The sequence below is a fragment of the Leucobacter sp. UT-8R-CII-1-4 genome (assembly GCF_030010235.1).
Lineage (GTDB): Bacteria > Actinomycetota > Actinomycetes > Actinomycetales > Microbacteriaceae > Leucobacter.
In genome coordinates, this window is record NZ_JASCRS010000002.1 from 165,302 (window position 1) to 179,256 (window position 13,955).

Below are 13,955 nucleotides of genomic sequence, written 5' to 3' on the forward strand. Positions count from 1 at the left end.
GATGTTAAGCCGCCGCTGCGCCAGTTGGCACAGTGGCGAACACCCGCCACCCGTTGCCGTGCGATCCAGCGCTGAGCGTGCCGCCAAACATGCGAGCACGTTCACCTGCTCCGGTGAGTCCACGACCGCTACCGGGAATCGTGTTTGGTTTCACCTCAGCCTCAGTGCTCGTCACACGACCGGCATCAGTGATTTCGACCGTGCTCTCGCTCGCCGTATGCACCAGCACCACGCGAGCTTCAGCGCCACGGCCCGCATAACGCAGAGTGTTGGTGAGCGCTTCCTGCACGATACGGTACACCGCAAGCTGCTGAGTGGCATCGCCAGCGGGCACGCCCGATTCGGTCACGCCAACACGCAGCCCGGCCTGCCGAAAACCGTCAACGAGTTCATGCAACTGCGCCATTCCCGGCTGCGGTGCACGCGGCGCCGGAATACTGCCGGTCGCGGGCGCTGAACCGGGCACTACCGAACCCGAGTCTTCACTTTCACTGAGCACTCCGAGCAAGCGGCGCATCTCCATCAACGCACTGCGCCCGGTTTCAGCTGCGCGCTCCATGGCGCTCGCGGCGGCCTCGGGCTTAGTCGCGACCGACACCGAGGCTGCCTCGCTCAGCGTGACAACAACCGAGAGCGAATGCGCCACGATATCGTGCATCTCACGCGCAATACGTGATCGTTCTGCGGCAGCGGCAAGTTGTGCACGCTGCTCACGCTCAGTCGCGAGCTGGTGCGCACGGTCAATCAGCGCCTCAACGTAGCGCCGGCGATTGCCGAGGTTAATTGCGGTCAGCAACACTGCCAACAGCCACACAGCGTTCAACACCGCGAGCGTGATCGAGGTGCGCAGATCAGCCTCAGGATTCACATTGAAGCCGTTGGGCCCAATTACGCTCACTGCCGAGCCGCCGGCCAAGAGAGCGATCGTGGTATCCATGATGACAACAAGCACGAGGCCAACCCAGCCAGCAGTCACACTGCGGTAGACCGGCACTGCGTAAAGCATAAACACGAGCGCGACCGCGTTTGGCGCGAGCACGAGCCCCTGCTCAAAAAACATCAGAACAGAGACGAGGATCAGCCCCGCCAGCGGGAAGCGCCGCCGATACGCAAGCGCCAACGCGATCAGCATGACACACGCGATGCTGACCAGAATCCAAGGCCAGGTGAGGTGAGCCGACTGGTAGGGGGCGTCAACACCCTGAACGTCGAGGTCTTCGTAGACCGTACTTGAAATGCCGCTCAACAGTTCAAGTGCCACCATCATCAGACAGCCGAAAAGGTAGGTAACGACAATGGTGCCGTCTACCAATTTGGGGTGTGCGGCGAGCCACCGCCGAAACACTCCCGGGGGTCGCGGAAGGCGCAGCTCCGAAGCGAAATCGTTCGGAGCTGCGCCTGCAGCAGATGCGCCTGGTGTCGCATCAGAAGTGTGTCTGGTCACACAGCGTCTCTCGTCTTAAACAGCACTGCGGCTGGCACAAGTGCCGCAACAGCCCAGGCAGCCAAGCCACCCAATGCGCCCCAGTATGACACGCTGCCCGCGACAGCAGCTGACTGCAGCGCCGTACTTGAGAGAGTCGAGCCAAGGTTTGCTGGCAGCCAATTGGCGACCACTGGCACCCATTCCCAACCGGTCATTGAGAGGACCTGGAACACGATTGGAGCGATGAAAAGCAGGCCGACCACGGCAGAGATTGCGCCGGCGCTCGAACGCAGCATCGTGCCAATACCAAGGGCGAGCAGTGCCGCGAGGGTCAGGTAGAGCGCGTTTCCAAGGAGCGACACAACCACTGCTGGGTCTACAAGCGCCTGAAGCGCACCGTCACCAAGCACGAGGCCAGAGAGCAGCGCACCGCCGAAGGTGCTGAGCGAGCCAACCAGAAATGCGAGCGCGGCGACCACGAGGGCCTTCGCAAGCAGCAGCGGCGTGCGCGACGGCACCGCGGTAAGCGATGAGAGGATCATGCCGCTGGCATACTCACTCGTCACGGCGAGCACACCCAGCACACCCATGATCAGCACCGTAAACATGCTGCCGAAGGTGGCTGCCTGCCCGACAACCGAAGAGAGCGTTTCAGGCGTCACAAATTCGCTGCCCGCCATACCGAGTGAGAGCATTGCCGCGCCGCCCCAGCTGAGCACGAGCATCACCAATACCGACCAGCGGATCGAGCGGAGCGAGAGGAGCTTGATCCACTCCCCCTTCAGAATTCCATCAAATGAAAGCCGGGCGTTCACTGGCGCTGCTGCTTGAGATTGCTGCAGCGCATTCTGAGGAGCACCAGGCTTCGTGCCCTGCGGTGCAGCCGGAACCGGATTGTCGTTCATCGTAAGCGTAGTCATTTCAATGCTCCTTAGGCTGCTGCGTATTCGAGTTCGCCGCGGGTGAGTTCAAGATAGGCCTCCTCGAGTGAAGCGGCATCGGTCGACAGTGCGTGCAACACTATGCCGTTGGCCGCGGCAACCTCGCCGACCTCGGCTGCGGTGATACCGTCGAGCAGTAGTTCATCGCAGTCGCTCTGTTGAGTGCTTCGAGCGCCGCGGGCACGCAGCAATTCTCCGAGCTTGATGGATTGCGGCGACACAACACGCACGGTTCGCTGACCGCCACCGGCGGCAATCAACTGCGCAATCGGCGCATCGGCGATCAGCGCCCCCCGGCCAAGCACGAGCACGTGGTCTGCGGTTTGCGCCATCTCGCTCATCAGGTGGCTTGAGAGCAGCACTGTGCGCCCCTCAGCGGCAAAGGCACGCACAAATTCGCGCACCCAAAGCACTCCGTCAGGGTCGAGTCCGTTCACCGGCTCGTCGAGTACCAGTACCTGCGGATCGCCGAGCAGCGCTGTGGCAATGCCCAGTCGCTGCCCCATCCCGAGCGAGAACCCGCCGATCCGCTTGTGCGCGACCGATTCAAGTCCCGTGAGTTCGAGCACCTTATTGACTCGAGTATCACTGATGCTGTGAGTCGCCGCGAGCGCACGAAGGTGGCTGCGGGCGCTGCGACCGGGGTGCACACCCTTCGCGTCAAGCAGCGCTCCCGCAACACTGAGCGGATTACGATGCTCAGCATATGGTTTGCCCATCACGGTGATGCTGCCAGAAGTTGGCCGGTCGAGACCCATCAGCATGCGCATGGTCGTAGATTTGCCCGCACCATTTGGGCCAAGAAAACCGATCACCTGACCGGGCTGCAGCGAAAAACTAATGTCGTTCACTGCAGTCTTGGCGCCATAACGTTTTGTCAGGTTTGTTGCCTCGATCATGGTGATCCCTTTCTCAATGGGTCAATTTGACCCGCTGAGACCACGTTATGTTTTGAGGCGCGGCTGACGCGTCGCCCTCAGGTACCGCAGCTATCGTCCCTTTGGATGATCCTGCTCGTCTAGACATTGCACCAAAGGCGCGAAACCGCTTAAACCTCTGGGCCGATCCGCTGCCCCACAACAGCAGAGATGCCGTCTTGACGCATTGAAACGCCATAGAGTGCGTCGGCGATTTCCATGGTGCGCTTTTGGTGGGTGATCACGATCAGCTGCGAGTTCTCGCGGAGCGTTTCAAAGACCTGCAACAGCCGGCCAAGGTTGGCGTCATCAAGCGCGGCCTCAACCTCATCCATGATGTAGAACGGGCTTGGCCGGGCGTGGAAGATTGCGATCAGCCAAGCAACCGCTGCGAGCGAACGCTCACCGCCGCTGAGCAGCGACAGCCGCTCAACTTTCTTACCTGCCGGCTTCACAGCCATCTCAATACCGGTGTTCAACAGGTCATCTGGGTTTGACAGCTCGATGTGGCCAGAACCACCGGGGAACAGGATCGGGAAGACCTCAGCAAAGGCGGCCTGAGTGTCAGTAAACGCCTCAGCGAAAATGCCTTGCATCTTCTCGTCAAGGTCGGCGATGATGGCGAGCAGGTCGGAGCGCGTTTTTGCAAGGTCTTGCAGCTGTTCGGCCAAGAAGCTGTGCCGCTGTTCAAGTGCCGCAAACTCTTCGAGTGCGAGCGGGTTGATCCGGCCGAGTTCCGCAAGGCGCTTCTCGGCTTTCGCGAGGCGGGCCTGCTGCTCGGCGCGGGTGAGCGTTGAGGGATCAAACTCTGGTTTCTCGGGCGCCTGAGGGGTCTTTGCTGACGCGGGTGCGGCTTGAATGCCAAGTTCTGCGGCGAGTTGCGCTTCAAGCTCACTCGCGAATTCTTGCGGTTCTGCGGGGGTCTCGGCAGCAGATTCATTAGCGGCAGCTGCGGCTGCACTGGTGGCGGCCGATGATTCAGACGGTGCTGTGCGAGCGTGGGTGCGTGGCCCGTACTCGTCGATGAGCACATCTTCGACCAGGCCGAGCTCGTTGCCTGCACGTTCGAGCAGCGCTGACAATTGCAGCTTGCGTTCGTAACTCTTCAGTTCTGCCCCGTGCACCCGGTCGGTGAGCGATTGCAGTCGGCCACGCAACTCAGATTCTTCTGAGCGAAGCAAGGTCAGCTCTTGGCTGTGTTTTGCGCGTTCCTGTTCGGCAACTTGCTGGGCTACCCTCGCTTCTGAAAGCGAACGATCACATGATTCGAGGATCGCAGGCAGTTGTTCCGCCACTCGCTCGGCGCGAGCGACCTGTCGCGCACGCAACACTGCACGTCGCGCTGCCTCTTCGGCAGCGCGGTGCTCGGCTGCCAACTGTTCGGCGAGCATGCGATGAGTTGCTTCTGCCGCGCGAGCACGCTCACGAGCGGTTTCAAGTTCAAGCCGACGCTCAATTTCAGCGGCACGGGCCCGCTCAAGCTCAGCGAACAGCTCGTCTCGCTGGCTGGCGTCGAGAATTGGGCGTGGGCGTGCCTCTGCTTCGGCAAAAGTCCGAGCGGCTCGGTCTGCTTCGGTGGCGGCTTCGCTTTCGCTGCCAGCCACTTCGGTGTGGGCTTGGCGTGCACGTTCTGCCTCACCCTGACCTGCCTCGGCACGCACAGTCAGGCGGTTGCGCTGCTCAGCGACCTCTGCGATACGAGCGTCGGCGGCACGTAATTCAGCGAAAGAACGCTCCGCAGCAAGTTTTGCGCGCGCCGCTTTTTCACGCAGCTCAGCGAGTGCGGCTTCGGCCTCGGCAATCTCAACGCTGAGGTTCTCAAGGCGCTGGCTTGCCTGGTCAAGTTCAGCACCAAGCTCAATACGCGACGGAGCAAGTCCCGAGCCGCCAGTGAGGGTGTGCTGCGTCAGCACGTCGCCGGAGTTTGTGACAATCGTGAAACTCTCGGCTGGCCACTGTTCGCGCAACTTTGAGGCGCCCGCGACAGCTTCGGCAACGTCAGCGGCAAGATAGCTTCGCGAGAGCAGACCGTACACACCGTCTGGGGCTTCTAGCAGCACCTCGGTGGCGAGCGTAAGCCCAGTGATCTTTGGCGCATCACTTGCGGCGTGCGCCGACCTCGCAATCACTGTGCGCAGCTGACCAAGGTCACGCTCACGCGCCGAACGCACAATTTCACCGGCGTCGCCTGCCGTCTCAGCGAGTAGCGCATCGCCGAATACTCCGAGCGCCGCACCGATCGCCGCTTCGTAGCCCTCGACTACGCGAACGTGATCAGCAACTCTGCCGCGAATACCGGCGGGTTCTTCTGCAAGTAAAGCACCTGAGGCGTCGCGCTGGTCAAGCATTCGCGCGAGGGCGCTCACTCGGGCGTCGAGACCGGCCCGCTCCTGCTCCATGCTGTGCAGCGCGTCGCGCAGATCGTCACGTGCCTTTTCGGCTTCGCTCTGGGTATCTTGCGCGGCCCGGTATGCGTCATCAAGGCCTGTTTCTGGGGATTCGCTGTCTTCGAGCGCAGTTAAGAACTCATCGAGGTCGCGTTGTGCAACGGCGGCGCGCTCCTCTGCCTGTTCGGCGGCGACGCTACGGCGTTCTACCTCTTGGCTGACGGCGAGGCGTTTCTGATCGGCAGCTTGCGCCTGACCTCGCAGCTTCGAAAGCTCAAGATCGTGTTTTGACACGAGTGCACTTTGCGCAGCAATGTGCTCGTCGATCGCGTCAAGCGACTGCTGGGCACGGCGGGTGGCGTCCCCGGCTTCTTGCCATGAAACTTCAATCGCGGGGATCAGCTCGGTGAGCCGTTCAGCTTCTGCCTTGGCCTCTTCTACTGACGATTTGCTCAACCGGTTGAGTTGCTCTGGCGCTTCTGCCTGGGTTGCCAAAAAGGTGAGGCGCTGCTGCGTTTGTGACAGCAGGCCCCGCAAGCGTCCTTGCGATGATTCGAGCGCGACGGTGACCCGCCTTGCGCCATCAAGTTCGTCACTTTGCTGTTCTTGTTCAAGGCGACCTATGCGCAGTTGTTTTTGCTCAAGTTGCTCTTGCAGCACGATGCGTTCGCTATGTCGCTCGGCTTCGTCTTTCGCAAGTTCGTCTAGCTCTGAACGCAGCCGGGCGACGTCGTCAGCCAGCAGTCGGGCCTTCGCGTCACGCACTTCTGCGGCAATCCCTTGGGCCTGTTTCGCTACCTCAGCCTGGCGCCCGAGCGGCTTCAATTGACGACGAATTTCGCCTGCCAGGTCGTTGAGCCTGGTGAGGTTGGTCTCCATGGCGTCAAGTTTGCGCAGCGTGCGCTCTTTGCGGCGACGGTGTTTCAGAATGCCAGCTGCCTCTTCAATGAAGCCGCGACGATCTTCGGGGGTGGCTCGCAACACGGCGTCGAGCTGCCCCTGGCCAACAATGACGTGCATTTCGCGGCCGAGGCCAGAGTCGCTCAGTAGCTCCTGAACATCAAGCAGGCGGCAATTTTCGCCATTGATCGCGTACTCGCTTGAGCCGTTGCGAAAAAGTGTTCGGCTGATCGTGACTTCGGCGTATTCGATGGGAAGCGCGCCGTCACTATTATCGATGGTCAGCTTTACTTCGGCGCGGCCAAGCGGACCGCGGGTGCTGGTGCCAGCGAAGATGACGTCTTCCATCTTGCCGCCGCGCAGAGTTTTTGCACCCTGCTCACCCATCACCCAAGCGAGGGCATCGAGCACATTTGATTTGCCTGAGCCGTTCGGGCCCACGATCGCGGTGACGCCGGGTTCGAACTGAAAAGTGGTTGGCTGAGCGAAGCTCTTGAACCCTTTCAGCGTCAGGCTTTTGAGGTGCACTCTGCCTCCTTAGCCGCTACCCGATGAACCTAAGTGTTCACTTTACCGGTTTCACGCCAAGCTGCGCGGTATTCAGATGATGCGGCCAGGCGCGCCTGCGAGTTCGAGAACCGAGGCTGGCACTGGGATGCCCTCACGCAGATCGGGTGTGGCGGCAATGGTCGCGCTTGGCGGACCAAAGGTCACGACCCCGCCCCAGCTATCACCAGCAATGTCTTCGTCACCGTCTTCGGCCCAACCCTCAGACACCCGAAGCGACCACTGTTCAATCGGCATTGCGAGCACCGTGGTTGCCGCGAGTTCTTTCTTTAATGATGGGCGTACCTCGCTGCTTCTGCGTGGGATCAAGCGGTCTGAGAGTGCATCAAGCAGTGCCGATTTTTCGTCGTTTGCCACCGCGTTAAAGCGCCCGAACAGCATCGCGCTTCGGTAGTTCACTGACGATTCGAAGGTACTTCTCGCTATGACAATTGCGTCAAGCTTTGTGATCTCGACTGTGACTTCTTGCCCTTCGATGGCGCGCATCCACTGAGAGCCGGTTGAACCGTGAATCACGAGGCGATTGTTGATCACCGCGTAGGCCGTTGGAAACACAACGGGTCGGTCGTGCACGATCAGAGCAATATGCGCGAGCACGCTCGATGCGAAAAGTTCGTCTAGAGCTGCGCGTTCTTCGCTCATCTTTTCGGGCATACGCTGCGATGTCAGTGGGAACATCTGATCCTCTTTTCGTGCATGTTGTCAATGTGACATTCTGCGCGAGAAAGCGGTCCTAGCTAGATACCAGTTTCTGGAGAAACTGAAGTACCACTTAGATCCGCAGGTTGCACCTAGGTGAAACGAACGCTCGCTTTCCGAAGCGTTCAACGCTGGATCAGCAAGCACGCCACTCTGCAAACGATGAGACATAGCCCAGGAAGCCCTGATATCGTGTAGCCGTGATTTCTTAAGTATCGACTCGTCACCGTGTCTGAGGTATTGACCCCGCGGCGTTTTTTCGATCTGCAGGATACTTATGCACAATCATTCTTTTTCACTCCCCCAAACTCATCTTCGAGTTGACGCAATCTCTGTGGTGTTTCCAGACCGCAGAGTGCTCACCGATGTCTCGTTTGTAGTTTCTGCGGGCCAACGCATTGGCCTCATAGGCGAAAACGGCTCGGGCAAATCAACCCTGTTGCGAGTTGCAGCAGGGCTCCTCGAAGCCGATAGCGGCAGTGTGCGCGTTGCTGGCAGCGCTGGAAATTCACCCGCCACCGTCGGCCTCTTGCACCAAGAGACCCCGTTTCGACCGACCGACTCAGTGCATCAGGCCCTCGAAACTGCAGTAGCCGAACAGCGCCTCGCACTGCACCGCCTAGATCGAGCAGCCGAAGCTCTCTCAAGTAACCCTGAAAGCCCTGAAGTCGCAGAAGCGTACGCCGAGGCCCTCGCTGAGGCCGAACGCCTCGACTCATGGAACACCGATGCCAGGCTAGCAAGCATGCTGGCCGGGCTGGGCCTCAACAGTCTTGACACTGGCCGCCGTACCGACGAGCTCTCCGGCGGGCAACGGGCAAGGCTCGGGCTGGCTTGGTTGCTATTGCGCAGCCCCGATGTGCTGCTACTCGATGAACCAACGAACCACCTCGACGACGCGGCAATCGAGCATCTCAGACGCGAACTCCATGCTTGGCGCGGCCCAGTGATGTTTGCCAGCCACGACCGAAGTTTTCTCGACGAAAACGCGACCGGACTCATCGACCTCGACCCAGCCGCACGGCTTCTCACTCAGATTGATGACGAAGCTGACGAACCAGGGTCGGGGTACGGAGTCACCGTACACACTGGTAATTACAGCGAGTATTTGGCGGCACGACAAGCGACACGGCTGCGTTGGGAACGGCGATATAACGACGAACAGGCAGAGCTGCGCCGCTTGCGGGCCTCGGTTGGGAACAGCCAGATCGTTGGCCACGAAGAGTGGAAACCGCGTTCTGAAACGCGCATGGCTCAGAAATTCTATGCCGATCGCAATGCCAAGGTTGTTGCGCGGCGAGTGAACGATGCACGATCACGCCTTGCCGAACTCGAAGCGACACAGATTCGCCGGCCGCCGCAGGAGCTTCGTTTTGCAGGCATTCAGATTGATGCGGCCGACATTGCTGGTGTGGCAGCAGCGGATGTCGATCCAACGCAACAAGAGGATCTGATCACGGCAGGTGGACTGAGCATCGCCGGCCGACTTCGCCCCGTCTCGCTGCAACTACAGCAGGATCAAAAGCTGCTCATCACCGGCGCAAACGGAGTCGGCAAATCGACACTGTTAAGCATCATCGCTGGCGTGCTCACGGCAGACGAAGGTTCGCTGAGGGTGCAACCGGGCACCAGAGTCGGCATGCTTGGTCAAGATGTGCAGCTTGCTGACCCGTATCGGCGAGGATCGGCCCGAACCGTCATCGAATGCTATCGAGATGCGCTCGGCGAAAGTCGCGCTCAATTGCAGCCGCTTGCGGGCCTTGGCCTCATTGCCGAGCGTGATTTTGAACGTCCGGTTGCGAGGTTGAGCCTCGGTCAGCAGCGCAGACTCGAGCTTGCGATCTTGCTCGCGGATCCACCCCAGTTGTTGCTGCTTGACGAGCCGAGCAATCATCTTTCGCTCACTCTCGTCACCGAGCTTGAGCATGCGATCAGCCAGTACCCGGGCGCCGTTATCGTTGCCTCTCACGATCGGTGGTTGCGCACACACTGGCAGCACAGCCAGCTCCACCTCGCCTAATATGCGGTCCTAGCTATCACCCAGATTGAGCAAGAATAGAGATACCACTTCTCGATTGGACACCCATGCCTCTCACTTCCGTCTGGTTGCAACTCAGTCGCACGAACGAGGTGTCACTCGCGCAGCAGATCGTGCAGCAATTGCGCGGACATGTGCTCTCGGGGCAGCTAGCCGCGGGCGACACGCTGCCCTCCTCTCGAGCGCTCGCACACGAACTCGGTGTTTCGCGCTCTGTGGTGGTGCGGGCCTACGAACAATTAAACGGCGAAGGCTACCTCGAAGCATCAGCCGGCTCGGCCACCAGAATCGCAACTGGTGTGCTCCCACTGCTCTCGCACACCGCGCAGCCCCGAGAGCAAGACGACACGAGCACAAACTATGGCAGAAATGACCCACGCACCCTGCGTCGCACTGCGACCAGGCCCGCCATCGACCTCGGCACAGGCAACCCCGTAGCAGGTCTCACCGTGCCAGAAGAGTGGCGCAAAGAAATGCAGCACGCAGCGCGTGCACCGCTCAGTTCATATGCTCCGCTTGCGCAGGGCGATCCAGCGCTTCGCGAACAAATCGCGACACACGCGAGACGCGCACGCGGGCTCAACTGCAGCGCAGAAGATGTGATCGTGACCTCAGGCACAGTCGACGCCCTGCTCCTGATCACCCTGGCGCTCGGTCAACAAGCAAAATGGGGCATGGAAGATCCCGGGTACCAAGAAGCCGCCAGAGTGCTGCGACTTGGCGGGGCGTTCGTCCAGCCGATCCCACTGCATGCGCAATCGCTCACTCTCGCAGATCTTGATCGGCTAGCAGTTGCATCGCCCTTCGAAACACCAAGCGACCTCAACGCACTTTTGGTCACGCCAAGCCACCAGTTTCCGCTTGGCGGAGTCATGCCCGCCGCCGAACGCGCAGCACTGCTCGACTGGGCACGAAACAATCGGGTGCTACTCGTCGAAGACGACTACGACAGCGAATTTAGATACGTTGGATCGGCCCTACCCGCGATCGCCGCCCTCGATCCCGGTGGAGTCGTCGCGCACATCGGCAGCCTCAACAAGTCATTCTCACCATCGCTGCGCTGCGGTTACGTAATCACCACCGCCGGCAGTGAAATCTGGCAGAAGCTGATGGCCGCCAAACGCACAGTGGGCCAGGCTGTGCCACAGTTCGTGCAAACGGCGACCGCCAGCTTTTTCGAAAGCGGAAGCTTCAGGCGGTATGTGGCCAAAGCGCGCAGAGAGTACCGGCATCGTCGGGAGTGTTTGATTCGCGAGCTCGCCTCGGCGGGGCTCGCTTCGCACCTGAGCGGCACCGAAGGCGGGCTGCACGCGATGTTGCAATTGCCACCCGGAGTACAAGCATCAAACGTTGCGAAACGTCTCGCCGAACACGGTGTACTGGTTGACACCTTGAGCGATTTCACCCAAATAGGCGAGGCCGCGGAATCAATCGCAATTGGTTATGGCGCAGAACCCACCACACGCCTCGCGGCAGGAGTGCAGGCGCTCATCTCAGTAATTTCTGCCGAAACCAATGCCCAGCTACATCGCGCGTGAACGGCGCAACCGGCTTTCAGACATCAAGGTGAGTGCACCAAGAATCACACAAAGCACGATCACCGCCGGAAGCGGGGCGAACCCATAGAGCGCAAAAAGAACGGCGCCACTCAGTGCGGCGAGAACAAGCGCGTCGGCGCCCCAGAGCATTATGTTGATGCCCGCGGCGTCGCCAACCGGTGTCGGCACTGGAGCGAGTAGCCGTTCTGGCAGAGGCCCCTTGAGTGAGCCGTGCAAACGCAAAACGAGCGCCACCAACGAGATTCCCGAAGCAGCCAGCACTGCTTTCAACACTCCCACCTGCTCAGTGAGTTGCAATTGAGTGAGCGCTTGAGCGCCAGAAGCTTGATCCAGCAAGGTACTTGCAACGAGCACCCCGATAGAACTCACCAAAAGCGCGCAACCCCCTGGCATGATCAGATGACGCAGCAGAAGACCTCTTGTGGAGAACGGCAAGAGCGGTGGCGCGCCAGCTCCCTCAGCCGCCGTGCGTAACCCACGCACCCAAGGTTGCATCGAGGCGTAGGCCAGCAATTGCGCTGCCATGCCAAGCGTCGCCGCAACACTGAGTTCTTTGGCCGAAAGCGCGACCACCGCGAGACTGGCGGCAAGAATCGTGCCCACTAGCCCCATACTGCTGCGCAAAGGCGTACGAGCGACACCCATCAGATCACGGCAAACAAACAGCCAAACGCTAGATTTTTGAGCTTTGCCAATGCGCAGCCGCCAATTTCTGCCGAGCGTCACCGGATCGCCGATTCGAGCAGAAGCACTCGCGAAATCACCGGTCAAGACAAGACTGCTCACCAGGTCAACTCGCTCGGCTTGAGCTCGCAGTTGCTGCCAGGCAATGCCACGACTGAGTTGCACGAGCAACATGAGTCCGACACCGAGCAAGCCGATGATCAGGCCACCCAAAGCTGCAGGCCAGATCATCGGCAACACGTCAAAGCCCTGCATGAGCCGCGCTACCAGCAACGTTGAAGCGAGCAGCCAGGCCACGATGATCCCCGCAGCAAAAAACCGAAGCACTCTGCTCGAAAGCAAGCGCCAGCGCGAAAGCGGGCTAGTAAAAAGCAGGTCAAGTTCAGGCAACGAAATACGAATCGGTACGGCATACCAGGCGATCACGGGAAGCACGCAGGCCGTGACAACTGTCACCGTGACTGCTGCCCATGCCAGCAGCGGATCGCCCGGCATTGGCAACGCCTCTGCCAGCCACAGCAGCACTCCACGAACAATTGGAGCGGCCACAATAACAAAAAGCATGACTGCGAAATACACTCGACTGGCGAATTCACCGGCACTGGGAAACGTCTTGCTGTGCAGCGCTCGGCGCACATTCTTGACAGCTGCAGCCTCGGCTCGGGCGGACACAGACCGACGCTGCCGCAGCCCCTGCGGCGCCCCCTGCGGCTGCACCGGTTGTGGTGAGGGAGTCACGCTGCAGTCTCGCCGATGGTGACCCGGAGCCCAGCCACCCGCTCAACCAAGTGCGCATCGTGCGAGGCAAACACGATCGAAACACCGCGATGATTTGCTGCCAGCATTGCGTTCGCAACCCGCTCGCGACGGTCTGGATCGAGCCGCTGTTCTGGTTCGTCAAGGATCAGCACGCTTGCCGGTCTCGCGAAAGTCACAGCGAGCGAAATCAATTGGCGTTGACCACTTGAAAGCTCGTTCGGAAATCGGGTCGCAAGCTCCCCGATACCAAACACCTCTAGCGAGTCGCTACCAAGCCCGGCAATCTGAGCCGGCCGCGCAGACCAAGCAGCCGCAATCACCTCAAGGTTTTCGCGAATCGTGAGATCGGGGTAAAGGGTCGGCGGATCGATCAGGGCCGCAATCTCTGCGCGCACCTCACGATGCCGCTCATTGACCGGAGCACCATTCAGCAACACTTTGCCGGTAGTTGCCCTGATGCGCCCAGCAAGTGTGCGCAACAGCGTAGTCTTACCGGCGCCGTTGGAACCGAGCACCGCGACGCTTTCGGCTGTCGGCAAACTCAGTGACGTCGGCGGCAGCAACACGGCGTGGTCAAGGCTCACCCCGACCGCGTCAGCGCGCAGAATTTCAGCTGACACTAGCTACTTCGATCGGCCGAGAGTCTTTTCGGCGGCCTTTCGCTTCAGTCGCTTGTCCACGAAGAATCGTATAAAGAGCCAGCCGCCAATGGCTGTGATCAGCCAAATAACAAGAGGCGCTGCGATCCAGGCCATGAAACTGCGCATCTCGATACCGCCCTGAAAGAGCGAAGCAATCCAGAGCGCAAGCAGCGTCGAGATGAGGCCGACTCCCCCGGTGAGTGATGCCGCATAGCGTTCGGCAAGCTTCATCACGATGGGCGAAAAGATTGCCTGTGCCAAAGTAAACACTGCAAGCGCGGTGAAAAACCCAGCCAGGTGCAGTTTGAAGTCGGCGATCGTGAAGTGTGCCACGACCAGACCGATCGCTCCAAGAACCACCTGAGAAAGAATTTGATACACCAGTCGCATAGTGTCAGAGTAGCGCAGGGACGCATCCGGTGGGCGAGATTGCTCCG

The 13,955-nt window shown here is 60.2% G+C and carries 10 protein-coding genes; 2 read left to right on the forward strand and 8 right to left on the reverse strand.

The window, feature by feature from the left end; translation table 11 throughout:
- Window positions 1–4 precede the first annotated feature (4 nt).
- The 5 genes from QBL02_RS05765 to QBL02_RS05785 all read right to left on the reverse strand — a co-directional run bounded on the left by QBL02_RS05765 (window position 5) and on the right by QBL02_RS05785 (window position 7,816).
- Window positions 5–1,444, reverse strand: a complete 1,440-nt coding sequence (locus QBL02_RS05765; RefSeq protein WP_282725440.1) for a histidine kinase — start codon at window positions 1,442–1,444, stop codon at window positions 5–7.
- Window positions 1,441–2,346: an ABC transporter permease gene (locus QBL02_RS05770; protein WP_282725441.1), complete on the reverse strand. Its 906-nt coding sequence runs from the start codon at window positions 2,344–2,346 to the stop codon at window positions 1,441–1,443. The genes QBL02_RS05765 and QBL02_RS05770 overlap by 4 nt, the downstream gene beginning before the upstream one ends.
- Before the next feature lie 11 nt (window positions 2,347–2,357).
- The gene (locus QBL02_RS05775; RefSeq protein ID WP_282725442.1) at window positions 2,358–3,266 is read right to left on the reverse strand and encodes an ABC transporter ATP-binding protein; all 909 of its coding nucleotides are present in this window, start codon (window positions 3,264–3,266) and stop codon (window positions 2,358–2,360) included.
- Between the two features lie 149 nt (window positions 3,267–3,415).
- Complete coding sequence (gene smc, locus QBL02_RS05780; protein ID WP_282725443.1) at window positions 3,416–7,099, reverse strand: chromosome segregation protein SMC; 3,684 nt, start codon at window positions 7,097–7,099, stop codon at window positions 3,416–3,418.
- Between the two features lie 72 nt (window positions 7,100–7,171).
- The gene (locus tag QBL02_RS05785; protein WP_282725444.1) at window positions 7,172–7,816 is read right to left on the reverse strand and encodes a pyridoxamine 5'-phosphate oxidase family protein; all 645 of its coding nucleotides are present in this window, start codon (window positions 7,814–7,816) and stop codon (window positions 7,172–7,174) included.
- A gap of 298 nt (window positions 7,817–8,114) precedes the next feature.
- On the opposite strand from QBL02_RS05785, the gene QBL02_RS05790 reads away from it, so the two are divergent.
- Together QBL02_RS05790 and QBL02_RS05795 are read left to right on the forward strand one after the other, a co-directional pair.
- Window positions 8,115–9,857: an ABC-F family ATP-binding cassette domain-containing protein gene (locus QBL02_RS05790; protein ID WP_282725445.1), complete on the forward strand. Its 1,743-nt coding sequence runs from the start codon at window positions 8,115–8,117 to the stop codon at window positions 9,855–9,857.
- A gap of 65 nt (window positions 9,858–9,922) precedes the next feature.
- Window positions 9,923–11,413: a PLP-dependent aminotransferase family protein gene (locus QBL02_RS05795; protein WP_282725446.1), complete on the forward strand. Its 1,491-nt coding sequence runs from the start codon at window positions 9,923–9,925 to the stop codon at window positions 11,411–11,413.
- On the opposite strand, the gene QBL02_RS05800 is transcribed toward QBL02_RS05795, so the two are convergent.
- The 3 genes from QBL02_RS05800 to QBL02_RS05810 all read right to left on the reverse strand — a co-directional run bounded on the left by QBL02_RS05800 (window position 11,399) and on the right by QBL02_RS05810 (window position 13,908).
- A complete protein-coding gene (locus QBL02_RS05800) occupies window positions 11,399–12,790 on the reverse strand; it encodes a hypothetical protein (RefSeq protein ID WP_282725447.1) in 1,392 nt (463 codons plus the stop codon). The genes QBL02_RS05795 and QBL02_RS05800 overlap by 15 nt on opposite strands.
- Before the next feature lie 62 nt (window positions 12,791–12,852).
- Window positions 12,853–13,497 carry an ABC transporter ATP-binding protein gene (locus tag QBL02_RS05805; protein ID WP_282725448.1) on the reverse strand — a complete coding sequence of 215 codons (645 nt, stop codon included), beginning with the start codon at window positions 13,495–13,497 and terminating at the stop codon, window positions 12,853–12,855.
- 3 nt (window positions 13,498–13,500) lie between these two features.
- Window positions 13,501–13,908, reverse strand: coding sequence for a phage holin family protein (locus QBL02_RS05810; protein ID WP_282725449.1), 408 nt, complete (start codon window positions 13,906–13,908; stop codon window positions 13,501–13,503).
- Window positions 13,909–13,955: the final 47 nt, after the last annotated feature.